This is a genomic window from Nitrosomonas sp., from assembly GCF_019752415.1.
Lineage (GTDB): Bacteria > Pseudomonadota > Gammaproteobacteria > Burkholderiales > Nitrosomonadaceae > Nitrosomonas.
Genome location: NZ_JAIEME010000028.1, coordinates 1 through 26,499 on the forward strand (window position 1 = coordinate 1; position 26,499 = coordinate 26,499).

General features: G+C 43.2%; 28 protein-coding genes. 24 read left to right on the top strand and 4 right to left on the bottom strand.

Features of this window, described 5'->3' with window-relative positions:
* Window positions 1–299 (top strand): efflux RND transporter permease subunit (locus K2P83_RS05495; protein WP_292927086.1); only part of this gene is annotated, 299 nt, incomplete at its 5' end.
* 534 nt (window positions 300–833) lie between these two features.
* Here the strand turns inward: K2P83_RS05495 and nadB are convergent.
* Window positions 834–2,432, bottom strand: a complete 1,599-nt coding sequence (gene nadB / locus K2P83_RS05500) for an L-aspartate oxidase (RefSeq protein WP_292927088.1) — start codon at window positions 2,430–2,432, stop codon at window positions 834–836.
* Between the two features lie 275 nt (window positions 2,433–2,707).
* On the opposite strand from nadB, the gene rpoE reads away from it, so the two are divergent.
* The 14 genes from rpoE to lpdA all read left to right on the top strand — a co-directional run bounded on the left by rpoE (window position 2,708) and on the right by lpdA (window position 15,405).
* Window positions 2,708–3,307 carry an RNA polymerase sigma factor RpoE gene (rpoE, locus tag K2P83_RS05505; RefSeq protein WP_292927090.1) on the top strand — a complete coding sequence of 200 codons (600 nt, stop codon included), beginning with the start codon at window positions 2,708–2,710 and terminating at the stop codon, window positions 3,305–3,307.
* 1 nt (window position 3,308) lies between these two features.
* Complete coding sequence (locus K2P83_RS05510; RefSeq protein ID WP_292927092.1) at window positions 3,309–3,854, top strand: sigma-E factor negative regulatory protein; 546 nt, start codon at window positions 3,309–3,311, stop codon at window positions 3,852–3,854.
* Window positions 3,851–4,840 carry a MucB/RseB C-terminal domain-containing protein gene (locus K2P83_RS05515; RefSeq protein WP_292927094.1) on the top strand — a complete coding sequence of 330 codons (990 nt, stop codon included), beginning with the start codon at window positions 3,851–3,853 and terminating at the stop codon, window positions 4,838–4,840. The genes K2P83_RS05510 and K2P83_RS05515 overlap by 4 nt, the downstream gene beginning before the upstream one ends.
* 253 nt (window positions 4,841–5,093) lie before the next feature.
* Window positions 5,094–6,509, top strand: a complete 1,416-nt coding sequence (locus K2P83_RS05520; RefSeq protein ID WP_292927096.1) for a DegQ family serine endoprotease — start codon at window positions 5,094–5,096, stop codon at window positions 6,507–6,509.
* A complete protein-coding gene (locus tag K2P83_RS05525; protein ID WP_292927098.1) occupies window positions 6,490–6,783 on the top strand; it encodes a glutaredoxin family protein in 294 nt (97 codons plus the stop codon). Before K2P83_RS05520 ends, K2P83_RS05525 begins: the two co-directional genes overlap by 20 nt.
* Before the next feature lie 98 nt (window positions 6,784–6,881).
* The gene (gene lepA / locus K2P83_RS05530) at window positions 6,882–8,678 is read left to right on the top strand and encodes a translation elongation factor 4 (RefSeq protein WP_292927137.1); all 1,797 of its coding nucleotides are present in this window, start codon (window positions 6,882–6,884) and stop codon (window positions 8,676–8,678) included.
* 91 nt (window positions 8,679–8,769) lie between these two features.
* The gene (gene lepB, locus K2P83_RS05535; protein WP_292927100.1) at window positions 8,770–9,573 is read left to right on the top strand and encodes a signal peptidase I; all 804 of its coding nucleotides are present in this window, start codon (window positions 8,770–8,772) and stop codon (window positions 9,571–9,573) included.
* Window positions 9,574–9,607: 34 nt separating this feature from the next.
* Complete coding sequence (locus K2P83_RS05540; RefSeq protein WP_292927102.1) at window positions 9,608–9,979, top strand: DUF4845 domain-containing protein; 372 nt, start codon at window positions 9,608–9,610, stop codon at window positions 9,977–9,979.
* Window positions 9,980–9,993: 14 nt separating this feature from the next.
* Complete coding sequence (gene rnc, locus K2P83_RS05545) at window positions 9,994–10,710, top strand: ribonuclease III (protein ID WP_292927139.1); 717 nt, start codon at window positions 9,994–9,996, stop codon at window positions 10,708–10,710.
* A gap of 38 nt (window positions 10,711–10,748) precedes the next feature.
* Window positions 10,749–11,642, top strand: coding sequence for a GTPase Era (era, locus tag K2P83_RS05550; protein ID WP_292927104.1), 894 nt, complete (start codon window positions 10,749–10,751; stop codon window positions 11,640–11,642).
* Between the two features lie 48 nt (window positions 11,643–11,690).
* Window positions 11,691–12,416 carry a pyridoxine 5'-phosphate synthase gene (pdxJ, locus tag K2P83_RS05555; RefSeq protein WP_292927106.1) on the top strand — a complete coding sequence of 242 codons (726 nt, stop codon included), beginning with the start codon at window positions 11,691–11,693 and terminating at the stop codon, window positions 12,414–12,416.
* Window positions 12,413–12,790: a holo-ACP synthase gene (gene acpS, locus K2P83_RS05560; protein ID WP_292927108.1), complete on the top strand. Its 378-nt coding sequence runs from the start codon at window positions 12,413–12,415 to the stop codon at window positions 12,788–12,790. The genes pdxJ and acpS overlap by 4 nt, the downstream gene beginning before the upstream one ends.
* A 2-nt stretch (window positions 12,791–12,792) precedes the next feature.
* Complete coding sequence (gene nagZ / locus K2P83_RS05565; RefSeq protein WP_292927110.1) at window positions 12,793–13,845, top strand: beta-N-acetylhexosaminidase; 1,053 nt, start codon at window positions 12,793–12,795, stop codon at window positions 13,843–13,845.
* Between the two features lie 99 nt (window positions 13,846–13,944).
* Window positions 13,945–15,405 carry a dihydrolipoyl dehydrogenase gene (gene lpdA / locus K2P83_RS05570; RefSeq protein ID WP_292927112.1) on the top strand — a complete coding sequence of 487 codons (1,461 nt, stop codon included), beginning with the start codon at window positions 13,945–13,947 and terminating at the stop codon, window positions 15,403–15,405.
* 75 nt (window positions 15,406–15,480) lie between these two features.
* Here lpdA and K2P83_RS05575 read toward each other — a convergent pair whose 3' ends face one another.
* Window positions 15,481–15,924 (bottom strand): hypothetical protein, encoded by a 444-nt coding sequence (locus K2P83_RS05575; protein WP_292927114.1) that lies wholly within the window; start codon window positions 15,922–15,924, stop codon window positions 15,481–15,483.
* Between the two features lie 327 nt (window positions 15,925–16,251).
* Here K2P83_RS05575 and K2P83_RS05580 point away from each other — a divergent pair, with 327 nt between their 5' ends.
* The 7 genes from K2P83_RS05580 (at window position 16,252) to dapD (ending at window position 22,791) form a co-directional block, all read left to right on the top strand.
* Window positions 16,252–16,575, top strand: coding sequence for a transposase (locus K2P83_RS05580; protein ID WP_292927116.1), 324 nt, complete (start codon window positions 16,252–16,254; stop codon window positions 16,573–16,575).
* On the top strand, window positions 16,545–16,871 hold the full coding sequence (locus tag K2P83_RS05585) for a hypothetical protein (RefSeq protein ID WP_292927118.1): 327 nt from the start codon (window positions 16,545–16,547) through the stop codon (window positions 16,869–16,871). Before K2P83_RS05580 ends, K2P83_RS05585 begins: the two co-directional genes overlap by 31 nt.
* Window positions 16,864–17,337, top strand: coding sequence for a transposase (locus K2P83_RS05590; protein ID WP_292927120.1), 474 nt, complete (start codon window positions 16,864–16,866; stop codon window positions 17,335–17,337). Before K2P83_RS05585 ends, K2P83_RS05590 begins: the two co-directional genes overlap by 8 nt.
* Window positions 17,338–17,465: 128 nt before the next feature.
* Window positions 17,466–18,338, top strand: coding sequence for a 23S rRNA (adenine(2030)-N(6))-methyltransferase RlmJ (rlmJ, locus tag K2P83_RS05595; protein ID WP_292927122.1), 873 nt, complete (start codon window positions 17,466–17,468; stop codon window positions 18,336–18,338).
* 205 nt (window positions 18,339–18,543) lie between these two features.
* Window positions 18,544–20,565 carry a CopD family protein gene (locus tag K2P83_RS05600; RefSeq protein WP_292927124.1) on the top strand — a complete coding sequence of 674 codons (2,022 nt, stop codon included), beginning with the start codon at window positions 18,544–18,546 and terminating at the stop codon, window positions 20,563–20,565.
* Between the two features lie 185 nt (window positions 20,566–20,750).
* Entirely contained in the window at window positions 20,751–21,947 is a 1,197-nt protein-coding gene (gene dapC / locus K2P83_RS05605; protein WP_292927126.1) for a succinyldiaminopimelate transaminase, read from the top strand.
* Window positions 21,948–21,969: 22 nt separating this feature from the next.
* Window positions 21,970–22,791, top strand: coding sequence for a 2,3,4,5-tetrahydropyridine-2,6-dicarboxylate N-succinyltransferase (gene dapD / locus K2P83_RS05610; RefSeq protein WP_013966865.1), 822 nt, complete (start codon window positions 21,970–21,972; stop codon window positions 22,789–22,791).
* Between the two features lie 63 nt (window positions 22,792–22,854).
* Here dapD and K2P83_RS05615 read toward each other — a convergent pair whose 3' ends face one another.
* The gene (locus K2P83_RS05615) at window positions 22,855–23,190 is read right to left on the bottom strand and encodes a BON domain-containing protein (RefSeq protein WP_292927129.1); all 336 of its coding nucleotides are present in this window, start codon (window positions 23,188–23,190) and stop codon (window positions 22,855–22,857) included.
* 191 nt (window positions 23,191–23,381) lie between these two features.
* Window positions 23,382–24,344, bottom strand: a complete 963-nt coding sequence (gene miaA, locus K2P83_RS05620; protein ID WP_292927131.1) for a tRNA (adenosine(37)-N6)-dimethylallyltransferase MiaA — start codon at window positions 24,342–24,344, stop codon at window positions 23,382–23,384.
* Window positions 24,345–24,502: 158 nt separating this feature from the next.
* Here miaA and K2P83_RS05625 point away from each other — a divergent pair, with 158 nt between their 5' ends.
* Both K2P83_RS05625 and K2P83_RS05630 read left to right on the top strand, forming a co-directional pair.
* Window positions 24,503–24,691, top strand: coding sequence for a twin transmembrane helix small protein (locus K2P83_RS05625; RefSeq protein WP_292927133.1), 189 nt, complete (start codon window positions 24,503–24,505; stop codon window positions 24,689–24,691).
* 45 nt (window positions 24,692–24,736) lie between these two features.
* A complete protein-coding gene (locus K2P83_RS05630; protein WP_292927135.1) occupies window positions 24,737–25,963 on the top strand; it encodes an NAD(P)/FAD-dependent oxidoreductase in 1,227 nt (408 codons plus the stop codon).
* Window positions 25,964–26,499 lie beyond the last annotated feature (536 nt).

Here is a 26,499-nt window from a genome sequence, read left to right on the forward strand (position 1 = left end):
GGAGTATTGTGATCAATGATAGTTTAATTTTAGTTGCAAAAATTAATAGTACACTGCAGGCAAAAGCACCAATATATAAAGCTGTGATTGTGGCAGGTAAAACACGTTTTCGTGCAATATTTCTAACCACAGCAACCACATTTCCGGGGTTGCTGCCACTGATGTACGAGCAAAGTCCGCATGCCGAAAAAATCCTACCCATGGCTACAACTCTAGCGTTTGGCGTTTTATTCTCGTCATTGATTACTTTATTGTTGGTTCCAGTGAGCTATGTCATTTTAAAAGAAAGGACTGATTGATTTTTGTTTTAGATCAACCTGCGATGCGACTCAGGGTAGCTTCCATTCTTTTATATCTAGATCAAAGGTTGACTGAGGCGGCTGTGCTCGGATGATCTCCTGGATACGAATGCTATCTCGAACCACTGAAACCCAACGGTAATTTCTCCATACAAGCTTGGCTCGATCGACAGAAAACCGAGACACGGTATCTGGCATCAATAAGTCTTTTCGGATTGTTCGACAGCAATAAATTTGCTCCGCACGCCCTGCACCTATCCCCGCGGCAAGACCACGGAGAATCGCAAGTTGATATGCTGCCAAATGGAAAACATAAAGAAGAACTTGTACACCAGTGAGGAAACTGATGGAAAGGCTCTTGGGTCGCGAAAACTATCATTCTATCAACAGGCTGCGATAGCATACGCGTCCATAGTCAACAAACTATGGTTTTCGGTCAATGGTGCCAATGCATGTGGAGATCTGTGGTTACCTATGTGAAATGTTACCAGACCCTTAATGTAAAGCCGATTCGAGCAAACTTTGAAGGTCTTATTAAAAAATTCCTCTTTGAAGCACAGTATTTTCGCCTATCGCCAATGTATCTGGATGATCTTTACTGTAATGTAGTCCCCGACTTTCGTGACGCAGCATTGCGCTTCGTACGATTAAATCGGCGCTGTCGACTAGATTGCGTAACTCTAACAGGTCGCTTGTGACACGAAAATTTGTGTAGTATTCATTGATTTCTTCTCGTAACAGCTCAATGCGACGCTGTGCGCGTTGTAGCCGTTTCGTTGTGCGGACAATGCCGACATAGCTCCACATAAAACGGCGTAATTCATCCCAATTGTGTGCAATGACGATCTCTTCATCGGCATCTGTAACACGGCTTTCATCCCAATCAGGCAGCTCTGGTAATCCATTAGCGGCTTGATTGCGAATGTCGTTGCCTGCAGCTTGAGCCAATACTAGACATTCTAGCAGTGAATTACTGGCTAAGCGGTTGGCGCCATGCAATCCCGTATGCGCTGTTTCTCCAATGGCATAGAGATTATTTAAGTCGGTTTTGCCATGCTTGTCGGTAACAACGCCGCCGCACGTGTAGTGTGCGGCAGGAACAACAGGAATTGGTTCTTTGGTAATATCGATTCCCAGTTCCAAGCAGCGGGCGTAAATTGTTGGGAAATGTTCTTTTAGGAAGCTGGCCGGTTTATGAGATATATCCAGATAGACGCAATCCAACCCTCTTTTTTTCATTTCAAAATCAATGGCGCGGGCGACAATATCACGGGGTGCAAGCTCTGCGCGTTGATCGTGCCAGGGCATGAAGCGATCACCATTAGGGAGTTTTAGTAAACCACCTTCGCCACGGACGGCTTCGCTGATTAAGAATGATTTTGCATGCGGATGATAAAGACAGGTCGGATGAAATTGAATAAATTCCATATTGGCTATTCGACAACCAGCCCGCCAGCCCATCGCAATTCCATCGCCAGTCGCTGTATCCGGATTCGTGGTATAGAGATAAACTTTGCTGGCTCCGCCTGTTGCGAGCACGGTGTTTTGTGCTGTAAATGTCTGTACCCGATCATTTTTCTTGTCGAGCACGTAAGCGCCAAAGCATCGTTTGTGCTGCATATCCGCATAATCAGGTAGTTTGTCGCTGGTGATCAGATCAATCGCGATATGATGTTCCAATACGGAAATATTCGGATGTGCTTTTATTTTCTGGATTAATGCTTGTTGAACAGCTTTTCCGGTTGCATCGCCACTGTGAATGATTCGCCGCATGCTATGACCACCTTCCTTGGTAAGGTGATAGCCCGTTTCATTTTTCTGATCGCTGGTGAAAATGACACCTTGTTCTATCAACCAGTGTATTGCGGTAGCCGCATTCTCAGCAACATAGCGAGTGATTCCCTCATCGCATAAACCTGCTCCGGCGATTAGCGTATCCTGAACATGCCTAGATGGGGAGTCATCAGTTGATAATGCTGCTGCAATGCCGCCTTGTGCCCATGAGCTGGCACCTGCATCAGCTGTTTGCTTAGTGATGATACCGATTTTTTTATGCTGCGCTAAATGCAATGCGAGTGTGAATCCAGCCAATCCGCTGCCAATGATCAGTGTGTCAAAATTGTTTTTAGACATTAAGCGGGGGCGATATTTAAAAAATTAGAGGGCTGAATCATAACAGACTCACTGCGCTGCATGCCTTTATTCAAGGTTCTGTTCTGTTTTGATATCGGAAAATCAAATAGTGAACTAATTAATAGGGTTAATTGTCTTTAAAAAAGTGAGATGTAATTACGTAGTTCCCGAGATTGGTTTGGGTATGTATACTTGTTCTGTTGTGCCATTATGCTACATTTAACGGAACAAGAATAAAATTATAAATTCATTCAAATGCTCAGGGATCGTTTTGTATGGGTGATCGGGAGATCGATCAACAGTTAGTAGAAAGAGTTCAAGGCGGTGATAAGCATGCATTTGATCTACTAGTTATTAAGTATCAGCGTAAGCTGGCTCGCTTGTTATCGCAATTTATACGTGATTCAGCTGAAGTTGAGGATGTTACGCAAGAAGCTTTTATTAAAGCATATAGGGCATTACCTTCATTTCGTGGAGATAGTGCTTTTTACACATGGTTATATCGGATTGGCATCAATACTGCTAAGAATTTTCTAGTCTCTCAGGGACGTAAGCTACCTGTTTTGCAGGGGTTTGATAATGAAGACGCTGAGGACTTTGAGGATAGCGGTTTATTAAAGGAAATGAATACACCCGAAAGTGAACTGATGAGTAAACAAATTGCTCAAACTGTAAATCAGACACTGGACTCATTGCCTGAAGAACTGCGCACTGCGATTACTTTAAGAGAAATTGATGGATTAAGTTATGAAGAAATTGCGAATATTATGGACTGTCCCATAGGAACAGTGCGTTCGCGTATATTTCGTGCACGAGAAGCGATATCTGAACAGTTACGTCCTTTATTAGGGGCTAGTAAAGACAAGAGGTGGTAATGTGAAAAGTAAAATATCTGCATTAATGGATGGTGAACTTGATCAACGTGATGCTTCGAATATTATTGAAGCGATAAGAAAGGATGATGATTTACAGGGGGAATGGGAAACTTATCATTTGATCGGCGATACATTACGACAATCATCTAAATTAGCAATGAACATATCTTCTGACGTCAGTCAGAAATTAAAAGCCGAACCAACCGTTCTCTCTCCCAATATTTCTAACTTAGAAAAAAAACTGAAGCGTAAAATCTATGCATTTTCAGTAGCAGCCTCTGTAATAGCGATGGTCTCAGCTTGGTTAGTCATGCAAAATTTACATGACCCACAGCAAATAATCATGGCTGAACAGCCAAATCATAATTTAACTATAGCACCGATCCCAGTTTCATCACCGTCAGCAATACATTACTACCCCCATCCTCCGATCGAAATTAATGATTATCTGTTTGTACATAGAGAATTCTCTCCAGGGGTCACGATGCGCGGGCAAGTTACTAATGTTAATAGCGTAACCGAATATCACGAAAGATATGGTAGATGATTAGTCGCAGAATATTCGCGCTGTGTTTATTGCTAGCATTTGGTTTTTCAGCAGCATTCGCGCAAGAGTTACCCCGTTCATCCGAAAGTGCACTTAATTGGTTGAAGAGAATGGCCGATGCACCACGTCGGCACAATTATTCTGGGACATTTGTTTACTATGCTGATGGCCATATAGAAACATCACGTATTGTTCACAAGGTTGATTCAATCAGTGAGCGTGAGAGAATCGAGGTTTTAGATGGATCGCCGCGAATCGTTTTTCGTAACAACGATGAAATGAAATGTTATCTGCCGGATAGTAAAAGAATATACACGGAGAAGCGTTGGTTCCGTAAGTTTTTTCCTGATATTCTTCCTCAGCCTTTTGATAATGTTATTGATGAAAATTATTACGTTAAAGAAGACAGGCTTGAACGGGTAACGGACCATCAATGTCAAGTTCTGTCGCTGACACCTAGAGATTCCTTGCGTCATGGTCATCAATTCTGGGTTGATGTTGAAACGGGCTTGTTACTGAAAGCTGCAGTAATAAATGGCAGTGAAATCATTGAGCAATTTGCATTTGCACAATTGGAAATTGACGGAGAAATTCATTCCGCTTCATTGAAACCGAATCAATCTATGGTTCAAGAGGAATGGAAAGTAACTGATCTAATCACTTCCTTTTTAAAAGCCGGTGAATTGAAGTGGCAAATTATGAGTCTGCCTGTTGGTTTCAAGAAGCTAGTTGAAATGAAACGTAATCTAGCTGAGAAACCCACATTGGTGGATCACATTGCTTTATCCGATGGACTTGCAACAGTTTCTGTTTTTATAGAACCGATCACGCAAGATGCTCCGGCATCGTTGCCAGGGTTCTTTACAAGCCGTGGTGCAATTAACATATATGTTCGTATACTGAGCGGTTATAAAATAACAACGGTTGGTGAGGTTCCGTTGGAAACTATAAAATTAATCGGGGATTCTGTCATCAAGAAGGATTGAGTTCCTGTCAATTGAGCGTTATGTAGATTTGTATTTATGCCATGGATTAAAAATTAATGAAATTGATTTGACGCTGGCTTATTATTCAAAGACGTGTCACTATGCGCGCTTTGGCCTGAATTCAGTTAAATATCCCGTTTTTCTTCATACATTCCGCTGATTAGAGAATTGAATATATTCCCCGAATTGATCGGTAAATTACATGCATATAAACGTTAACTACTTGCACAGGTTTATTGTGAGGATAAAAATCATGCTTCAGCTTATATTAATCACATTATTTTTCTATTCATCAACAGCTTTGGCACAGGCTAATGAATTGCCAGATTTCACTGGATTGGTTGAAAAACATGGTGCAGCAGTGGTCAATATTAGTGCCGTACAGAATTTTACTACATTGAATAATCAAGCTGTTCCAGAAATACCTGGTATTCCTGAGAATTCACCTTTTTATGATTTTTTTAAACGGCATATGCAACCCTTTCCCGCACCAAGAAAATCTGAACCTAAATCTTTAGGATCAGGTTTTATTATTAGTTCGGATGGTTATATTTTGACCAATGCGCATGTTGTTGAAACTGCTGATGAGATTACGGTAAAGCTGAATGATAAACGTGAATTTGTCGCAGAGATTATTGGTACTGATCGAAAAACAGATATTGCATTAATCAAGATAAGTGCAACCGATTTGCCTAAAGTCACACAAGGAAATCCAGAAAATCTTAAAGTTGGTGAATGGGTGGTTGCAATCGGTTCGCCTTTCGGCTTCGAGCATAGCGTAACCGCTGGAATCGTGAGTGCTAAGGGACGTTCGTTGGCGCAGGAAAATTATGTGCCATTTATCCAAACGGATGTGGCGATCAATCCAGGAAATTCCGGTGGTCCATTATTTAACATGCGAGGTGAAGTCGTCGGTATCAACTCTCAAATTTATAGTCGGACTGGCGGATTTATGGGATTGTCATTTGCCATACCGATTAATGTTGCGACTGAAATTGCGGATCAATTAAAAATCAGCGGTAAAGTAAGCCGTGGAAGAATTGGCGTAATGATTCAAGAAGTAACTAAAGAATTAGCAGAATCATTTGGTCTTTCTGATGGAAATGGTGCTTTAGTTGTTACCGTAGAAAAAGGCGGTCCAGCAGATCGGGCAGGAATCAAAGCGCGCGATATCATAGTGCAGTTTGATGAAAAAAGAATTACAACCTCAGCTGATTTACCACGTACAGTCGGTAATACCAAACCGGGCTCAAAAGTTTCTATTCAGATTTGGCGAGACGGTTCTTTAAAAACTGTAAAAGTCGAAGTTGGCGAAACACCATCTGATGAAGCGGCAGAAAACCGAAAACTCAAGCAAGGAAAAAAACCGGATACTTCAAACCGGCTTGGACTGGCTTTAAGCGAAATTACAGCCGAGCAAAAAAAACAATTGGAAATCTCGAACGGATTATTGGTTGAAGACATGCAGTCCGGTATTGCCAGTCGTTCAGGGGTTCGTATTGGAGATATCATTCTCGGATTTAACAGTAAAGACGTGAATAGTGTTGAGCAGTTTAATGAATTGCTTAAACAAGTAAAAAGTGGAAAAAATATCGCTTTACTCGTTAAAAGAGGGGATGTTACTACGTTCATTACCATGAAACTTACTGATGATGACAAAAAGAATTGAATCACCTCCCTTTACCTCGGATCAAATAAAAACACTCATCGTATATGGACGTGAAGATTGTCACCTTTGTCAAGAGATGATAGTTGCTCTGAAAAATTTTCAAGCGCAAGTATCTTTTGAGTTTCAGGTTGTTGATATCGACTCCGATCCAGAACTGATTGTGCGTTATGGAGAGAAAATTCCAGTGCTGATGTCTCCATTAACTAACCAAATGATTTGTCATTATTTTCTTGATGTGGCAGCATTAGATGACTATCTTGGCAAGGTTGGCTAGGATGATGCCTCTTTTGACTACCAATTCAATATTCTAATTTCCGGTTCTACAATGTAAATTTTCATATTACTGGAAACATATTTTTAATATTTCATATCCTGATGCAGCATATTCGTAATTTCTCCATCATTGCACATATCGATCACGGCAAATCTACATTGGCAGATCGTATTATCCATTTATGTGGTGGCCTATCCGATCGTGAAATGGAAGCGCAAGTATTGGACTCCATGGATTTGGAACGTGAAAGAGGCATTACTATCAAAGCGCAGACTGCTGCATTGCACTATAAAGCAAGAAATGGTGAGATATATTTATTGAATTTAATTGATACACCCGGGCATGTTGATTTTTCTTATGAGGTCTCTCGTTCTTTAGCCGCATGTGAGGGGGCGCTGCTTGTTGTGGATGCATCTCAGGGTGTTGAAGCGCAGACGGTTGCAAATTGTTATACCGCGATTGAGCAGGGTGTTGAGGTTGTTCCAGTTTTAAATAAGATTGATTTGCCGGCTTCCGATCCCGTGCGCGTTATCAGCAACATTGAGGAAGTCATTGGCATTGATGCACAGGATGCGGTTAGAGTCAGCGCAAAAACCGGTGAAGGGGTTGAAGATGTTTTAGAAGCATTGATTGCAAAGATTCCCGCTCCGAAGGGAGATCCCAGTGCACCGTTAAAAGCGCTGATTATCGATTCTTGGTTTGATAATTACGTTGGCGTTGTCATATTGGTCAGAGTTATGGATGGCACCTTAAAACCGGGGGATAGGATTTTACTTATGGCCAGTAAGGCAGTGCAGACGTGCGAGCATGTGGGCGTATTTGTACCTAAATCACTTTATCGTGAAACGCTTAGTGCAGGAGAAGTTGGTTTTGTCATCTCCGGCATCAAAGAGCTGAATGCAGCGAAAGTTGGTGATACGGTAACGTCAGCAATCCGTCCAGCTGAAACACCGTTACAGGGTTTTAAAGAAATAAAACCACAGGTATTTGCCGGATTGTACCCGATCGAGTCCAACCAGTATGACGCTTTACGTTCAGCATTGGAAAAACTGAAACTGAATGACTCGTCACTGCATTTTGAACCGGAAGTATCCCAAGCGCTTGGTTTCGGTTTTCGTTGCGGTTTTCTCGGGTTGTTGCACATGGATATTGTGCAGGAACGGCTGGAAAGAGAATATGACATGGATTTGATTACTACTGCACCAACAGTGGTCTATCAAATACTGATGCGCGATGGCACGATAATTGAAATTGAAAACCCATCAAAGATCCCTGATCTTTCTAAAATTGCTGAAATTCGCGAGCCAATTATTACTTCAACGATCTTAGTGCCGGAAGAATTTGTTGGCGCAGTGATTACATTGTGCGTTAGTAAGCGCGGAAATCAAACGAATATGCAATATATGGGCAAGCAAGTCATGTTGACCTATGAAATGCCTCTAAACGAAGTAGTCATGGATTTTTTCGATCGTTTGAAATCGACCAGCCGCGGTTATGCTTCATTAGATTATGAATTCAAAGAATTTCGCGCCTCAGATTTAGTGAAGCTGGATATATTGATCAATGGTGAGAAAGTCGATGCCTTATCCCTAATTATCCACCGAAGCAGTAGCCAATATCGAGGCCGCGAATTAGTGCAGAAAATGCGCCAATTAATTCCTCGTCAGATGTTTGATATCGCTGTTCAGGCGGCGATTGGTGCGCACATTATTTCGCGTGAGACGGTTAAGGCGTTACGTAAGAATGTGTTGGCAAAATGTTACGGTGGCGATATAAGTCGTAAACGAAAGTTGCTGGAGAAACAAAAAGCAGGTAAAAAGAGAATGAAACGAGTTGGTAACGTAGAAATTCCGCAAGAAGCATTTCTGGCAATTTTGCAGGTTGATAATAAATAATGAATAGTAAAAATAGAGTTCTTTTATCTGATATTGAATTAAAGCTGAATTGCTTTAATTCAATATCGAATGTGTTACCAAAGGAATTAAAATGAATTTTCCTTTGATTCTGTTTGTACTACTTGTAATTACTGGTAGTATTTGTTTATTAGATTATCTGTTTTGGAAAGAAAAACGTGCTGCGGGTGAAAGTGAGCCTTGGTGGATCGAGTATCCAAAAAGTTTTTTCCCAATCATCCTGATTGTTTTTAGTCTGCGATCATTTGTAATTGAGCCGTTCAAAATACCTTCTGGTTCAATGATACCGACATTATTAGTCGGTGATTTCATTCTAGTCAATAAATACACCTATGGGATCCGGCTTCCAGTCCTAAATAAAAAGATTCTGGATATGAATGAGCCCAAGCGTGGAGATGTGTTGGTATTTCGCTATCCGGAGGATCCATCGATTGATTACATCAAACGTATTATTGGTTTACCTGGTGATATTATAACTTATCATAATAAACAATTAATCGTTAATGGTGAAGTGATAAGAATGGAATTCGAGGGAGACTACAAATACGTTGAATCGGGGTTTGGATATATTTATTCCGACAGATTTTCTGAATACTTAAATGAAAATAGCCATTCGATTCTCATTAATCAGGAAGTGAAAGGGCTTCAGTATTCCAATGTCAGGGAATTCGAATTTCGAGATAATTGCAAGTATCATCGCACAGGATTCACTTGTGAAGTGCCGACAGGAAGATATTTCACTCTGGGCGATAATCGCGATAGCAGCAGTGATAGCCGCTACTGGGGTTTCGTACCGGAAGAGAATATTGTTGGTAAAGCTTTTATTATTTGGTGGAATTTTGGTGATTTTGGTCGAGTTGGATTACCCATTAGATAGCGCTTGAAGCTTTTTCTTGAGAGAGGAGGGAAGCATGAAGTATCGCAAGACGCTACAAAAACAAAAAGGTATTAGTTTATCGGGTTTGCTAGTGTGGTCTGTGATCTTGATTTTGATTGCCATTTCCGGCTTGAAGATTGCCCCGGCTTATATTGAATTTTCCACCATCCAAAAAAACTTAACAGCAATAGCCAAGGATACTAATTCGCAGAATATGGATCTGAGCCAAATAAGGCTATTATTTAATCGACGTGCCCCGATTGATAATATTAAATCTATTAATGGGCAAGATATTAAAATCAATAAAGAGAATGGCCGTATTGTTTTGAGCGCAGAATATACAACAAAAATTCCACTCATCGCCAACCTGTCATTAACGATTGATTTTGAACCCATCAGCGATTGATGCTAGGCAATACGATGCTAAATGACGCATTACATAGTAATTATCAATTTTTACTGGATACATACTGTACGCGCATAGGCTATTCTTTCACGCAGTTTAAATTACTTCAAGAAGCATTGACGCATCGAAGTCATAGTGCATTTCACAACGAACGTCTAGAATTTTTGGGCGATGCTGTATTGAATTGTGCGATTGCCGGGCTAATTTATAAATATTTCCCGGACTTGCCGGAGGGGCACTTATCACGGCTTCGCGCTAATTTTGTTAATCAGCAGGCATTATCAGATATGGCGCTGAGTCTGCAGATGGATAAGCTGATCCGGTTAGGGGAAGGCGAACTAAGGAGCGGTGGCTGTCAGCGCCCTTCCATTCTTGCTGATGCCCTGGAAGCTGTATTGGGTGCCATTTATCTGGATAGTAATTATGCCCGGGCTGATGATGTGATTAAGACACTTTACGCGCCATTGATGCAAGGTATTGATTTCAAAACACAAGGAAAAGATCCCAAAACCTTACTACAGGAATTCTTACAAAGCCAGAAAATGGCATTGCCGGAATATGTGGTGGTTACAACCAGCGGCAAAGCACATAAACAGAAATTTAAAGTGGAATGTGTGATACCTATGTTTAATATTCGCACCTTAGGGGAAGGGGCGAGCCGCCGTAGTGCAGAGCAAGCAGCAGCTAAATTAGCTTATGAAGAAGCATGTCCGCATCAAGATTATTCCTAATATGAAAGTTATTACGTTACTTGTTATGATATGTCAGAATGGTCACTGAGGCCGATTTTCGCACTGGTTACATTGCCATTATTGGTCGTCCAAATGTTGGTAAATCAACATTACTGAATAAATTGCTGCAGCAAAAAATCAGTATCACATCCAAGAAAGCACAGACGACTCGTTTCCAGATTCACGGCATTTTAACGGATGCGCAAACACAATTTGTTTTTGTTGATACTCCCGGTTTTCAAACACAATATACTAATCGTTTAAATACTGCGATGAATCGGGTGGTAACGCAGAGTATGCAAGATGTAAATGTTATTTTGTTTGTTATCGAAGCGATGCATTTTGATCAACGTGATCATGCTGCTCTAAAGATTCTTCCGAAGAATGTTCCGGTTATTTTAGTGATGAATAAGATCGACAGACTGGCTGACAAGAATCAATTGCTTCCATTCTTAAGTAAGATGGCAGAGACATTTGAATTTTCAGCTATTATACCGGTTAGCGCCATACATAAAACGCAATTGCCCGAGCTTCTTACTTCAATCCGAACCTATTTGCCAGTTAATCAGCCCTTATTTGATAAGGACGAAATCACAGATCGTAGTCAGCGGTTTATTGCAGGAGAATTTATTCGTGAGAAATTGTTCCGTTTAGTCGGTGATGAAATTCCCTATTCAACCAGTGTCGTGGTGGATCAATTTAGCCTAGAAGGCGATTTGCACAGAATATATGCGACAATTCTTGTTGAGAAACCGAATCAGAAAGCAATTATTATTGGAAAGAAAGGCGAAAAATTAAAGCAAATAGCCAGCCAGGCACGCAAGGATATGGAGCTGTTAGTGGGGGGGAAAGTATATCTGGAAGTCTGGGTTAAAGTTAAGAGTGGATGGGCTGATAGTGAAAGTGTATTAAGAAATCTAGGTTATGAATAATCGGATCTCAGCTATTCTTACTGGCTTGCATTTTTGGAAACATAAATTATGATTGAATTGGGCGTCAATATTGATCATGTGGCTACATTACGACAGGCACGTGGAACCAACTATCCGGATCCAATTGAAGCGGCACTGATCGCTGAATCAGCCGGTGCTGATGCCATCACATTGCATTTGCGTGAAGATCGCCGCCACATTCAGGATCGCGATGTAGAGATTCTGCGTGACAGGTTAACCACAAGAATGAATCTTGAAAGTGCCGTAACTGAAGAAATGATTGGTATCGCACTTAAAATTAAGCCGCATGACATTTGCCTGGTGCCTGAGCGGCGTGAAGAGTTGACGACAGAAGGCGGACTTGACGTCGTGAAATATTTTGATCAAATCAAACGTGTCTGCCAAAAATTGGGGGAAGCGGAAATACGCGTTTCACTTTTCATCAACGCCGATTCGCTACAAATTGATGCAGCAGCTCGCGCTGGTGCACCCGTCATTGAGATCCATACGGGTAGTTTTGCCGATGCAGTTACTGCGGAAGCGCAAGAAAAGCAATTTGCTGAAGTAAAAAAAGCAGTTGCAATGGGTATTGATCTTGGTTTAAAAGTAAATGCCGGGCATGGTCTGCATTATGAAAATGTTCAACAAATTGCTTCTCTGTCTAAAATATCCGAACTAAATATCGGTCACGCTATTGTTTCCAGAGCTATTTTTGTTGGTTTTAAGCAAGCAGTATATGAAATGAAGCAACTCATGCTTGAGGCGCGTGAATGATCTATGGCATTGGAACTGATATTGTAGAATCGTCTCGGATTGCACAGTCTCTGGATCGTTTTGGAGAACGGTTTGCGCGACGTATATTAACCGATAGCGAATGGGCGGAATATCACTCAAGCAGTAAACCCGTTTTGTTTCTAGCCAGCCGTTTTGCTGCCAAAGAGGCGTTGTCTAAAGCGATGGGAACAGGTTTACGCCATCCGGTTAATTTGACTTATATTACGATTACCCATGATAGCTTTGGAAAACCGTTTTTTGAATTTCATCCTGATCTCAATCAATTAATCAACGACAAAGGTATTACGCAACATCATCTCTCCATCAGTGATGAAATAAATATGGCTTGCGCTTTTGTTGTACTGGAGAAGTAATTATGTCGCTTGGGCCAGTGATGCTCGATATCGCCGGTACACAGCTGACCGAAGATGACATAAAAAGACTCTTGCACCCGCTCACGGGTGGCGTCATACTCTTCGCACGAAATTACTCCAACAATCGTCAATTGACGGAATTAACGCAGCAGATTCATGCGTTACGAAATCCCCATTTACTGATTGCAGTTGATCACGAAGGTGGCCGGGTTCAGCGCTTCCAGAAAGACTTTACGCGATTGCCCGCCATGCGTGAACTAGGGAAAATCTGGGATAAACAACCCATCCGTGCCCGTCATCTTGCAAAACAGGTTGGTTTTGTTCTGGCTGCGGAATTAAACACCTGCGGTGTGGATTTTAGTTTCACGCCGGTACTGGATCTTGATCATGGACAAAGCTGTGTCATCGGTGATCGCGCTTTCCATCATGATCCCAATGCAGTTTCAAATCTCGCACACAATCTGATGGTTGGCCTCAGAAAAGGCGGCATGCTGGCGATAGGCAAACATTTTCCGGGTCACGGTTATATCCAAACCGATTCGCATCTGGAAAAATCAATTGATCAGCGCCGGTACATCGATATCGAAATGAATGACCTCATTCCATTCCAGCACATGATTGATTCAGGATTGGCTGGAATAATGCCGGCACATGTGATTTATCCTGAAATCGATCAAAAACCTGCTGGCTTCTCAACAATCTGGCTGCAAAAAATTTTACGTACAGACTTACAATTTGAAGGGTGCATATTTAGTGATGATTTGAGTATGCGTGGCGCTGGTGATTATCTGGAATCAATGTTTTTGCGGGCACAAGCTGCGCTCACCGCAGGCTGTGACATGATACTGGTTTGCAATAATCCCGCCGGTGCAGATGAAATTTTAACCGGATTGCAGTGGGAGATGCCGGCGACAAGCCTTTCCCGTCTTGCCCGTATGCACGCCAGGAATAATTTTGGTTCACTGACAAAATTGCACGAAAATGGCGAATACGTCCAAGCAGTGCGTGAGATTGGTGCGATTGGATGCGAAAGTCGGGAACTGCCATTTCAGTAGACGTGTGGTTTATTGATCAATAACGAATCATAAATAATACCTCCTGTTTTAATTTACAATCATCCTATCATTAATAAGATTTTTCATAAGGCTTTAATCATGGCAGAAACGTTTGATGTAGCAGTTATTGGTGCGGGCCCAGGAGGATATGTTGCGGCGATCCGATGTGCACAACTTGGTTTGAATACGATTTGTATTGATGAATGGAAAAATCCAAAAGGTAAGGCGAGTCTTGGCGGTACCTGTTTAAATGTAGGTTGTATCCCATCTAAAGCTCTGCTTGAGTCTTCAGAAAATTATTATCATATAAAGCACAAGTTATCCGCTCACGGTATCACAACAGAAAATGTATCCGTGGATGTTCCCGTCATGATTGCGCGCAAAGACAAAATTGTTACCATGTTTACTACCGGTATTGCCTCGTTATTTAAGAAGAATAAAGTTAAGTCGATGCATGGCAAAGGAACACTATTAAAGCGAGAAACGTCCGCAAATACTTGGCAGATAAAAGTTGACGATAGTGGTAGTACTGAAACAGTTCAGGCAAAGCATGTCATCATAGCAACCGGCTCGATACCCCGATCGTTACCATTTGCCCCGATTGATAATGACAGAATCTTGGATAATGCCGGTGCTTTAGCGTTAACGGAAGTACCCAACCGTTTGGGGGTTATCGGTGCAGGTGTTATCGGCCTGGAAATGGGTAGTGTATGGCGACGGCTAGGGGCAGAAGTTACCATACTTGAAGCTATGCCAGGATTCCTAGTGGCGGCTGATGAACAGGTAGCCAAAGAAGCTAAGAGCCTATTTGCCAGAGAATCCGGTTTGCAAATCAATACCGGAATTAACATAAAATCGATCAAAACATCCAAGAATGCAGTAGTTGTTAATTACAACGATTCTAGCAATCAGGAGCAGCGCTTAGAAGTTGATAAATTAATTATCGCCATTGGCCGAATTCCCAATACCACAGGGCTGGGTGTTAATGATAACGGCTTGCTACTAGACGAGCGTGGATTTATTGCGGTTGATCAATACTGTCGTACCAATCTGACTAATGTTTATGCAGTGGGAGATGTGGTGCGCGGCCCAATGCTGGCGCATAAAGCATCTGAAGAAGGGGTGGTCGTCGCCGAAATGATCATGCACCTTGAGAAAGGGCAAGTGAGTGAGAATGAGGCAGTCGATCTCAGTATCATACCCTGGGTTATTTATACTGCGCCAGAAATTGCCTGGGTGGGGAAAAATGAACAGGAATTGAAAGCTGCGGGTATCGCCTATAAAGCCGGGCAGTTTCCTTTTATCGCTAACGGGCGTGCACGTGCGATGGGCGATACCAGCGGATTTATTAAAATACTAGCAGATGAAAAGACCGACCGTGTATTGGGTGTTCATATGATCGGACCACATGTTTCAGAGCTCATCTCGGAAGCGGTAATGGCAATGAAATTTTCAGCCAGTAGTGAGGATATTGCTAGCATTGTTCATGCTCATCCGTCTCTATCGGAAGTGTTTCATGAGGCTGCCCTAGGCGTGGATAAGCGTGCTTTGCATATCTAAAATTACAATAGCGTCATTTCTTTTATTCTGCACCACTTATCCAGGTTTATTGCGTGTAATTGCGGCGTTTTAATTCTAGAAGCAATGTTTCTTATCAGGATCAACGCTGCAAGACCAACGTAAATGATGGGTGCCTGCAGTCTTATTCACTAAATAGTCAGCTCTCAAATGTTTATTTTGTTCGGTTGTTAGAGAGACTTTTTCCGGTATAAAACGCTCTTGACTCCAGAATCTGATTCTGCAAAATTCGGCATCGGGAGGACAAATTCTATTGATAGCTGCGCTATAAATAGTCTTATCTGTATACACACTATGATCAATAAGTACCATATGAACGAGTTTTCCGGAAGTGCCTATTTCCAGCGAACGAATAACTCGCCACCCATTGCCGCTCTCTAATTGTGCTGGAGAGGCCGCAGCGGGTTCATCGTCCACATGCTCTTCCCCTTCGTGGGAAAAGACACTATACGGCATGGTAAGTATCAAAAATAGTAAAATGCTTGGTAATAGCTTGTACATATGTTCTCCCTGGCAAATGCCAATTCATTATTTATAAATGTAGAATTCTTATTCTGTGTTAACGCATTGCTTCCAGATCAATTTTTTATTTTACTGGATAATTCTTGCAGCGGGGCAGTATACTCGAAATTTAGCTTTTGGACATAATTGACAATTGGGTTTTGCGTGATAGTACATAAAAGTAATAAACCAAAAGAAAAGACAGAGTAAATCGATTTTGCTACTTATATAAAATGACTGATAATTTGAGAATTTTGCACGGCTAGAGTCATTTTCAGGTGCGGATAATATGATAATGTTTTTAATCATATTGTTGAGTTAATTAATATGAGTTTTTCAGAGTTTGATGTCACCCGCCGCACTCGCAAAGGAAACTTTCTCAATCAAATCGATTACCTGATTGATTGTACACCGATAGAAAAAGCAATCGCTGAACATTACTCCCCCACATTTGATGCCGCAGGCCGTCCTGCCTATTCCGGTCTGCTGCTGTTCAAAATGTTGCTGACAGGAATCTGGCACGGTGGACTCAGTGATGAATCAGTTGAAGACATGGCTAACGCGAATCTGCACGTGATGCGGTTTTTGGGCCTGAGTCTGGAAGACGATGTTCCGGATCATTGGTACTGTCTCGTTTCAGGACACGATTAACACAAGCACATGCATGGGATGGTTTGCTGGAGAAGATCAATCAACAGATCCAGGAGCATGACATCATGGTGACTCAGGGCTGTCATGTCAACGCCAGTATCACGCACAGCCCGCGTAAACCAAAAACCAGGCCATCGTATGAAGTGGTTGCTGACCGGGAAGATCGTGACGATGAAGAAGATGCGAAAGCAGCCATGCGCGTTATCCTATTTTCCTCAGTTGATTCCAGTAAGATTGCCACAAATGTATTTCTGGTAAGGGTTTGCGACAGAATAGGAGGCTCACCCAATGGGTGAAATTAGATTTAAGAAGAAGACACTGGTCGAGGCGATCAATACTACTTTGCAGAAGACGGAACAAACGGCGGCTGAACAAAGCGCAGCCACCCCTGGTGGCCGGTTTCACGTTTTCTGGGATGAAGGCGGAAGCGCCACAACACTGGGGCAATTACCGTTTTTTGCCGAGTTTTTGGAAGTTTCTGGGTTATTCACCCGCTGGGTGGATGGATGTCCAATGGATTACACCAGTTCCAACGCACCCAAGGTAGTTGATGTGCTTGGCACACCTGGTTACTATCGATCCTGTGAAGTGATTCAGCCCGGTATCGATACAGGAGCACGCTGGGTTAAGAAAGGTGGTAAATCTGTTTTTGGTTATAAACAGCATACACTGGTTAATAACAATGGTTTGGTGTTAGCTGTTGAAACTACTGCCGCCAATCAAATGACTGGAGATTCAACCGATCATTGCAACAATGCTTGATAACTTTCGATACGGCTGTTGCAAGATCAGGATGTCAAAACACTTTGTTTTCTTACAATAACCCAGCAAAAGCTGATAGCATCAGCGCAGTCTGAAGATGTAAATCTGGGAAAATTTCAATCCAATCCATGCTGAGTTACCGACACGCCTTTCATGCGGGCAATCACGCCGACGTTCTGAAGCTTTTGATCGAAGTACAATTGCTGCGCTATTTGATGCAGAAAGATAAATCGTTCTGGTATATCGATACCCATGCTGGCGCGGGCTGCTATGCGCTGGATCGCGGTTTTGCTGCACAAAACGCGGAATACGAGAACGGTATCGCCCGCTTGTGGGATCGTGACGATCTGCCGGATTCGTTGGCCGATTATGTGTTGCTGGTGAAAGGCATCAATCCGGATAAGCAGATGAAGCTGTATCCCGGTTCACCAATGTTCGCCCTACACTTGTTACGCGAGCAGGACCGGCTGCGGCTGTTCGAGTTGCATCCGGCGGATAGCGAAATCCTTCAGCAAAACTTCGCCGCCGAGCGGGTGCGGGTGCAAGTGCAGAGTGCCGACGGTTTCGGTGCATTGAAGGCATTGCTGCCCCCGCCATCACGTCGCGCGCTGGTGTTGATCGATCCGCCTTACGAGGATAAACAGGATTATCGCCGCGTCATCTCAGCGCTGGGTGAAGGATTGAAGCGTTTTGCCAACGGTATCTATGCGGTGTGGTACCCGCAGTTGCAGCGCATTGAGGCAAAACAATTGCCTGAGCAGTTCAAGCGGCTCCCCGTGAGAAGTTGGCTGCATGTTGCGCTCAGTGTGCAGGCGCCGGATAAAAGCGGCTTTGGTATGCATGGCAGCGGCATGTTTGTGTTCAATCCACCGTGGACTCTTTATGGGATACTGCAAGCGGTGATGCCTTATCTCGTCAAGCAACTGGCGCAGGATGCACAAGCGAATTTTATTCTCGAGAAGTACGAATCAAACCCTCATTCAGGCAATCTGGGTCAATGAATACGCTCCCATATGACTGGTGGATAGGCTCAAAATGCCTTGAATATCATGCGGCGCTACGTTAGGCTATGGCACTTCTGTAAAATGCCATACGGATATTTTGTTGAATCTGAAGACTCCAAATTTTTTGCGGCGTTGCATGTCCGGAAAACTCCTGAGATGCTGACGCTATCGAAGTAACCATAACATTCCTATTGTAAAAACCATGATTGAAATCATTGCTGCATTTATCCGGTGGTCGCAACTGACTGCCAATTTGATCTTGTTTGGAAGTTGCGTTTTTTTTGCCATTATCGGGTCGCAAAAAACTGTATTTGAGACGCCGTGGGTTATCCGACTGGAGAGAGTGTTTCCGTGGATGGCGGGTGTGGTCTTGCTGGGACTCATCGGTATTTTGGCTACCACAACGAGTGAAGCAACCGCGAATTTAGCCAATTTTTGGAATCCTGAAGCTTGGCTGAAAATTGTGCAGCAAACACAAATTGGACATATCTGGGTGGCTCGCGCGCTTCTGGCGTGCGTGTTATTGGGTGTTATTTTGTTGTTTCGGCGTATTCACCGGGAACGATGGCATTATTTTTTGTGGGCTGTTGTCGCGTCGCTTCCTTTGATCGCAGGCACGCTCATGAGTCATTCCAGCGCGGATGAAATGTCGTTTCAGGCGGTTGTACCTTATGCGTTGCATATTCTGTTTGCTGGCGTGTGGTTCGGTGCATTGCCGGCCTTTCTGTTTATTTTGTACAGCAATCATAGCGAAGTGGAAAAGCCATCCAATCTGGCAATTGCAAATTATCTGAAGAAATTCTCGGCAATTGCGTTACCCGTGATGGTGTTACTGGTGGCGACTGGTCTGATTGTAACCGATCGTTTGGTTGAGACCTTTTATCACACGCTGGTTTCCAGTCCTTATGGCTGGTTATTGAATGCCAAGCTGAGTATTTTGGCAATTATTCTGGTGATTGCCTTTCAGGTGCGTAATAAGTGGCTTCCTATGCTTTCCAAAGGAGATGCGCGACAGAATAGTGAAAGTGTTATTCATTTAAAGAAATGGGTCGGCATCGAATTTATTCTGGCGCTATTACTGGTTCTGATTGCAACTATCCTGGCTAATACGCTTCCTGCCAAGCATACGGTGATCGATAATTGGCCTTATCCGTTCCGTTTCTCGATCAATGCGACATGGGATGAGCCGAATGTGCAGGAAATGGTATGGTCAGGTGTTGTGCTATTTTTTGTTGCACTGGGTACGGTTTGGCTGGGCGCAAAAAATAACTGGAACAGAATGAAAAGAATTCTGGTTCCGGGTTTATTGGGAATCAGTTCAATGGCGATCGCTTTGCCGCCTTTGGCCATTGAGGCTTATCCTGAAACTTATCTGAAACCAACCGTGCCTTTCGATACGATTTCAATCTCAAATGGGTTCCGGTTGTTTAGTGAACATTGTGTGAACTGTCATGGCCCGCAAGGCAAAGGAACTGGTACCGTCGTCGATCCGGAGGTCAGGGATCCAACGGACCTTTTGACCGAGGAGCATACGGCGAAATATACCGTGGGCAATGTTTTTCACTATCTATCGCACGGTATTCCGGGAACAAAAATGCCGGGTTTTGCTGCGTCTTTGTCCGAAGAAGACCGCTGGGATCTTATCAATTTTCTCCACGCGTTGTCGCGCGGATTTGATGCGCGCTTACTAGGAACCATGATCGTTCCAGAGAGTCCGGTGATTGCATCACCAGTATTTAATTATTCTGCAAGTGATGGTTCCGATGGCAATTTAAAAGATTTTCGCTTGCAAAAAAATGTGGTGCTGGTGTTATTCTCTTGGCCGCAAGCGAAGGAACGTTTTTTCCAACTGGCCGCAGCTTATGACAGGATAAAGGCGCTTAATACAGAGATTCTGGCGGTACCAATCCATGCCCTTGGTGAACAGGAATTGCAGCAAGTTGTCAGTATTGTTCCTTTCCCAGTAGTCACTGAAGGTTGGGCAGAAATCAAAGACAGCTACTGGTTATACCGGCGCATTAGAACGGTTCCCGATCTGTCTAGAAAAGGTATGTTTCCAACACATATGGAGTTTGTAACTGATCGCTTTGGATATTTGCGCGCTCGATGGGTTGCTCAGTTTGAAGGATTTGGTTGGCAGAATATCAGTGCTTTAACGCTGCAATTGACCCAGCTCAATCAAGAGGGCGAGATTATGCCGCCGCCAGGCGATCATGCGCATTGATGAACTGCACTGAAGATCAATCGTGGTTAGAAACCAAACAAGCTGGCGCTACTACATTATTACTTTACTATTTAAGTTGGTCATTCTTCTAAGCGCGTTTTATAATCCATACACAAAACAATAATCCTAATCTCCCGGGGCAATCAGTGTGACAGTTTATGACTAAGCACTGCGGCTAATAGCGAATGAATCCAAATCTGAGTCAGCTGCAACCTTATCCTTTTCAGAAGCTGCGTCAATTGTTTGAAGGGGTGATACGCAATACTGTGTTGCACCCGATTGATTTGCAGATTGGTGAGCCCAAACATGCGACACCCGATTTTATTCGTCATGCGATGATAGATAATCTGGATGGTTTATCCACTTATCCAACCACGCAGGGAACACCGGCCCTGAGGAATAGCATCGCGGCGTGGATTAGACGACGTTTTAACCTGCCCGGCATCAATCCGGATACAGAAATCATTCCCGTCAATGGCAGCCGTGAAGCTTTGTTTTCTTTTGCGCAGGCAGTGATTGATCCCAGTGCCAATCATTCGGCGGTGGTTTGTCCCAATCCTTTTTATCAGATTTATGAAGGGGCTGCGCTATTGGCAGGCGCTACGCCCTATTTTATTAACACATTGCCGGAAAATCGTTTCAGACTGGATTATTCACAATTGACTGGCACAGTGTGGTCACGCACGCAGTTGATTTATGTGTGCTCGCCCAATAATCCAACAGGTGGCGTGATGGAACTGGATGAATGGCGGGAATTGTTTGCGTTGTCCGATCGATACGGTTTTGTGATTGCCTCGGATGAATGTTATTCGGAAATCTATTTTGATGAAAAAAATCCCCCTTTAGGAGCGCTGGATGCCGCGCAGCGACTGGGCCGATCTGGTTTCCCGCGTTTGGTGGTATTCAATAGTCTGTCGAAACGTTCCAATGTGCCTGGGTTACGTTCTGGGTATGTGGCCGGAGATGCCACACTACTGGAAAAATTCCTGCTATACCGGACTTATCATGGCTCGGCGATGAATCCAGCCGCTCAGGCGGCGAGTGCTGCTGCTTGGAGTGATGAAACGCATGTGGTTGAGAATCGTCGTTTATATGCGCAGAAATTTTCTTCATCGATAGCACTGTTGTCGGATACGATGGCGGTGCAGATGCCGGATGCGGGGTTTTATTTGTGGATTAAAACACCGGTCAGTGATACTGAATTCACCAAACGGCTTTATCAAGATTATAATGTCACGGTATTGCCGGGCAGTTATCTGGCACGTGATGCGCATGGCATGAATCCGGGAAAAGATTATGTGCGGATTGCACTGGTTGCTTCTCCGCAGGAATGTGTCGAGGCCATGAATAGAATCAATAGCTTGGTGATTCAACTGAGCTGAATTTAAATTATTAGGAAGAATTATGAATGAATTGAAAACCATCATTGAAGAAGCTTTTGATCGCCGTGCTGATATTACCCCGCGCAATGTCGATGCCAATCTGAAGGAATCTATCGCACAAGTGCTCAATATGCTCGATGGCGGCAAATTGCGTGTGGCCGAGAAAATCAATGGCGATTGGGTGACGCATCAGTGGATCAAGAAAGCCGTGCTGTTGTCATTTCGTATTGAAGACAATAGTTTTATCAAAGGCGGTTTCTCTAACTATTTTGACAAAGTACCCTCAAAATTCGCTGATTACAGTTCTAGGGATTTTCGTGACGGCGGTTTTCGTGTGGTGCCGCCTGCAGCCGTACGCAAAGGTTCGTTTATTGCCAACAATGTGGTTCTGATGCCGTCTTATGTCAATATTGGCGCATATGTGGACGAAGGTACTATGGTCGATACCTGGGCAACGGTAGGTTCCTGTGCGCAAATTGGCAAGAATGTGCATTTGTCCGGCGGTGTTGGCATCGGAGGTGTGTTGGAGCCGGTTCAGGCAAATCCTACGATTATTGAGGATAATTGTTTTATCGGGGCACGCTCAGAAGTTGTGGAAGGGGTGATTGTCGGTGAAAATTCAGTGATTTCCATGGGTGTATATATTGGTCAGAGTACAAAAATTTATAACCGCGAAACGGGGGAAGTCAGTTATGGCCGTATTCCCCCTGGATCTGTTGTGGTCTCAGGTAATTTGCCGGCTGAAAATGGAAAATACAGTCTCTACTGTGCGGTGATTGTTAAACAGGTTGATGCTAAAACTCGATCAAAAACGGGTATTAATGAGTTACTGCGAGGGATTTGAGAATTTTGTCTGAGAAATAAAATAAAAATCCCCTTAAACGGGGATTTTTATTTGGATAGATGGTTATTTTTTGACAATCTGGTTATCAACTTTTTTTACCCCGTCTACAATCCAAGTATGCATATTAACGCGCGTCAGTTGATCTTCATTTCTGACCGTGCCACTTAGAACTACGCTGCCATCATTGACTTTAATTTCGACGTTAGTGCCTTGTAAAATTGGGTCTGACTGAAGGGCTAAGGTAATGCGTGCAAAAATGGTAGAGTCATCATAAACAGCGCCAGGCGGTGGTGTGATCCAGGATTCATGTGTTTTTTCTGCATAATTTTCGCAACCACTCAGTACAAGTACACTCATGAGGAGTATGTAGAAAATAAATAATTCATAACGAGTTTGCATAATGTTTTCTTCCTTTTGATGATTTTCTTGAAATTGTATGCGAATGTTGTAACGTAATTGTGTTATGGCAGTCACTTTTTATACTTTATGTTGTTTATCCCCTCTGTCATGTATGGAATCATAACGCTACAGGTAGGATATAGACAAGCTGGTGCTATTATAATGTAGTCATGACAAAGCGTTTTAAACGCTTAAATTGAGTGTTTCTCGATTACTGCATGTAAAAAGTGTTTTACTTGAGTGGTTAAATTACTCGTTAAACAATCAAAATCCTTCACTTCATCTGCTTTAATGCTGCGGAGCCATGTGAGTTGTCGCTTAGCCAATTGACGGGTGGCAGCAACGCCCATGTCATGTAATTCCGTACTATTTATTTTGTTATCCAGGTAAAGGAAGGTTTGTCGGTAACCGACACAACGCATTGACGGGGATTCCATGTCGAGTGAAAATTGTTGGCGGATGGATCGAACTTCATCAATTAATCCATGACTCAACATTGTTTCAAAACGTTCTGCGATGCGTAGGTGCAGTTGACTGCGATCACTGGGGATGAGTGCAATGCTTATTTTGCAGTAAGGAAAGTCTGCTTCTCTGGGAGTTTTGAGAATCTCTGACATGGGTTGCTGAGTTAAATAACAGACTTCCAAAGCACGTTGAATGCGTTGACTATCTGTGGGTTTGATGCGTGCCGCGGTTTCCTGATCCAGTTCTTCGAGCTTTTGATGCATGGCCGGCCAGCCCAATTCGTTAGCCATGTTTTCAAGCTTCAGGCGAAGACTCTTGTCAGCTGAGGGCAATATCGAAAGGCCATCTTGCAGTGCCCGGAAATAAAGCATGGTGCCACCTACAAGTAATGGAATTTTATTGCGCTGTGTAATCTCATGCATGACTTTTAATGCATCATTACGAAATAATGCTGCCGAGTAGTGTTGGTTTGGGTCGATTAGATTAATCAGGTGGTGAGGTGCTCGGATGAGGGTTGCTGGATCGGGTTTGGCTGTTCCGATATCTAAATGGCGATAAACCTGGGCAGAATCAACGCTGATAATCTCTACTGGGAAATTTTCAGCAATATCCAGAGCAATTTGACTCTTGCCACTTGCGGTGGGACCCATTAAGAAAATAGCAGGTGGCAAGCGCGTTGAATATTGCATTTTGGGTTCTAATTGATGAGTGTTGAAACAAAGTATCTGTTTAAAAATGACTTTATTGATGCTGAAAATGGATGGAATTTTATAATTAAATTGTCATTGGACAATCAGCAAAACTCGGCTAAACTTCGAAAAATTCAACTTCTAGTAGGGACAAACCATTGAAAATCTTCGCAGCGGTAATATTTCTCCTTATATTATATAGCCTGGGATCGGCTCTGTATTACATGTATAAAGATAAAGGTCAATCGACACGCATGGTCAGATCCTTGGCTATCCGTGTTGGCTTGTCACTCTTTCTGTTTATTGTCATGATGATAGCAACGCGTTTGGATATGATGTCTGAGTAAGAAATTTTTTTGTGTCAGAAAGTCCTGACGCATGCATTGCGATCAATGTTCTTGAAAAAAATCTCCAAAGATGTGGTTATCATTGGCGCAGGCGCTGCGGGAATGATGTGTGCTATGGAAGCTGGTAAACGGGGTCGTAGTGTCATGCTGGTTGATCATGCTCGTAAGCTGGCTGAAAAAATCCGTATCTCCGGCGGTGGCCGTTGCAATTTTACCAATCGTTATACCAGGGCGGAAGATTTTATCTCCAGCAACCCTCACTTTTGCCGTTCTGCACTTGCTCGTTTTACACCCCAGGATTTTATTGCGCTGCTTGAGAAGCATGGTATTCGCTACCATGAGAAAAAATTAGGGCAATTGTTTTGTGATGACAGCTCCCAACAAATCATTGATATGTTGCTGCGTGAATGCGCGGCAGCCAGGGTGGACTGGCAAATGCCTTCTCAGCTAAAGCAAGTGGAGTATCTCCCCGCAGATAAAGAGACCCAACATGCCGAGCGCAAATTCGTACTGACAACTGAGCGCAATACAATAGAAGCGAGCTCGTTGGTAATTGCCACAGGTGGTTTGTCCATTCCGCAAATTGGTGCTAGTGCATTAGGTTATCAAATTGCGAGTCAATTTGGTATTCGTGTCACATCCTTGCGTCCTGCTTTGGTCGGTTTGACTTTTGCAGTTGAAGATTTTATCCTTTTTAAGGATATTCCAGGCATAGCGATGGATGCTGAAGTCAGTTGTAGGGGCAGCGCATTCCGTGAAAGCATATTATTTACGCACCGTGGTTTGAGTGGACCAGCCATCTTACAGATTTCTTCCTATTGGCAACAGGGAGAGTTAATCCATATCAATCTGTTGCCGCAACAAGATGTGCAGCAGATTTTTCTGGCGCACAGACATAGCGCAATGCTGCTACCTAATCTCCTGGCGCGTTATTTACCTAAACGTTTTGTGCAAGTCTGGTGTTCGGCAACACTTGTTCAGTTGTCTATGACTGTAAAACCCATGAACCAATATCGTGAAGTTGAATTACGTCAGATTGCGGATAAGCTTCATAATTGGAATATTACTCCCACTGGAACAGTTGGTTATAGAAAGGCGGAAGTGACGCTTGGGGGGGTTGATACACATGAATTATCATCCAAAACGATGGAATCCAAGCGCATAATGGGGCTGTATTTTATCGGAGAGGTGGTCGATGTGACCGGCCACTTGGGTGGATTTAATTTTCAGTGGGCTTGGTCTTCGGGTTACACCGCCGGGCAAGTTGCCTAGTTGTTTAATCTCGCCTCTGGTTGTCGTCTGAACCATGCCATCGTTAGTACATCCGTTAACAAACTGTTCTGCATATGTGGCTGCATGCCACCCACTCGCTACTAATGTAATATCCGCTCCCACAGTTATTGAGCCGGGCAGCTCAAATTGCTTGTTAACCTTGTCTGTTGGCCGGCCAAGCAAATCGTCCGCAATGATTGTCTAACACTCTTTGCCACGTCGAACGCCTTGTATTCCAGGCTTCTTCATCAACCGATCGACCGTACAACGAGCAACGCCAATACCTTCCCGCTTTCATTGTAGATTGGCTCGACCCCATATTCCATTTTGTTGCTATCGACAAATGTCGCCATCTTTCGGTCAGCGGTCGAGCTTCTTTTCGCAAAATAGGCCGATGGAGATTCAATGGGTGAAAGCAACACTTAAATTGTATAGTTTACATTTTGGAGTGAGCTCATGAATTATCAACCCTCAAAACGAAGTTTTACGTATCATCAACAGGAAACGATGTGGCAGCTATGGTCACAAGGTAAATC

What these genes read in the sequence shown, in the direction of transcription:
- K2P83_RS05575 (WP_292927114.1), bottom strand. Translation starts at nt 15,924, where the DNA reads ATGTACAAGCTATTACCAAGCATTTTACTATTTTTGATACTTACCATG.
- rlmJ (WP_292927122.1), top strand. Translation starts at nt 17,466, where the DNA reads ATGCTGAGTTACCGACACGCCTTTCATGCGGGCAATCACGCCGACGTT.
- miaA (WP_292927131.1), bottom strand. Translation starts at nt 24,344, where the DNA reads ATGCAATATTCAACGCGCTTGCCACCTGCTATTTTCTTAATGGGTCCC.
- K2P83_RS05630 (WP_292927135.1), top strand. Translation starts at nt 24,737, where the DNA reads ATGTTCTTGAAAAAAATCTCCAAAGATGTGGTTATCATTGGCGCAGGC.
- K2P83_RS05520 (WP_292927096.1), top strand. Translation starts at nt 5,094, where the DNA reads ATGCTTCAGCTTATATTAATCACATTATTTTTCTATTCATCAACAGCT.
- K2P83_RS05515 (WP_292927094.1), top strand. Translation starts at nt 3,851, where the DNA reads ATGATTAGTCGCAGAATATTCGCGCTGTGTTTATTGCTAGCATTTGGT.
- K2P83_RS05615 (WP_292927129.1), bottom strand. Translation starts at nt 23,190, where the DNA reads ATGCAAACTCGTTATGAATTATTTATTTTCTACATACTCCTCATGAGT.
- pdxJ (WP_292927106.1), top strand. Translation starts at nt 11,691, where the DNA reads ATGATTGAATTGGGCGTCAATATTGATCATGTGGCTACATTACGACAG.
- rnc (WP_292927139.1), top strand. Translation starts at nt 9,994, where the DNA reads ATGCTAAATGACGCATTACATAGTAATTATCAATTTTTACTGGATACA.
- dapC (WP_292927126.1), top strand. Translation starts at nt 20,751, where the DNA reads ATGAATCCAAATCTGAGTCAGCTGCAACCTTATCCTTTTCAGAAGCTG.
- lepB (WP_292927100.1), top strand. Translation starts at nt 8,770, where the DNA reads ATGAATTTTCCTTTGATTCTGTTTGTACTACTTGTAATTACTGGTAGT.
- era (WP_292927104.1), top strand. Translation starts at nt 10,749, where the DNA reads ATGGTCACTGAGGCCGATTTTCGCACTGGTTACATTGCCATTATTGGT.
- K2P83_RS05525 (WP_292927098.1), top strand. Translation starts at nt 6,490, where the DNA reads ATGATGACAAAAAGAATTGAATCACCTCCCTTTACCTCGGATCAAATA.
- K2P83_RS05600 (WP_292927124.1), top strand. Translation starts at nt 18,544, where the DNA reads ATGATTGAAATCATTGCTGCATTTATCCGGTGGTCGCAACTGACTGCC.
- dapD (WP_013966865.1), top strand. Translation starts at nt 21,970, where the DNA reads ATGAATGAATTGAAAACCATCATTGAAGAAGCTTTTGATCGCCGTGCT.
- nadB (WP_292927088.1), bottom strand. Translation starts at nt 2,432, where the DNA reads ATGTCTAAAAACAATTTTGACACACTGATCATTGGCAGCGGATTGGCT.
- lpdA (WP_292927112.1), top strand. Translation starts at nt 13,945, where the DNA reads ATGGCAGAAACGTTTGATGTAGCAGTTATTGGTGCGGGCCCAGGAGGA.
- nagZ (WP_292927110.1), top strand. Translation starts at nt 12,793, where the DNA reads ATGTCGCTTGGGCCAGTGATGCTCGATATCGCCGGTACACAGCTGACC.
- K2P83_RS05540 (WP_292927102.1), top strand. Translation starts at nt 9,608, where the DNA reads ATGAAGTATCGCAAGACGCTACAAAAACAAAAAGGTATTAGTTTATCG.
- rpoE (WP_292927090.1), top strand. Translation starts at nt 2,708, where the DNA reads ATGGGTGATCGGGAGATCGATCAACAGTTAGTAGAAAGAGTTCAAGGC.
- K2P83_RS05580 (WP_292927116.1), top strand. Translation starts at nt 16,252, where the DNA reads ATGAGTTTTTCAGAGTTTGATGTCACCCGCCGCACTCGCAAAGGAAAC.
- K2P83_RS05590 (WP_292927120.1), top strand. Translation starts at nt 16,864, where the DNA reads ATGGGTGAAATTAGATTTAAGAAGAAGACACTGGTCGAGGCGATCAAT.
- acpS (WP_292927108.1), top strand. Translation starts at nt 12,413, where the DNA reads ATGATCTATGGCATTGGAACTGATATTGTAGAATCGTCTCGGATTGCA.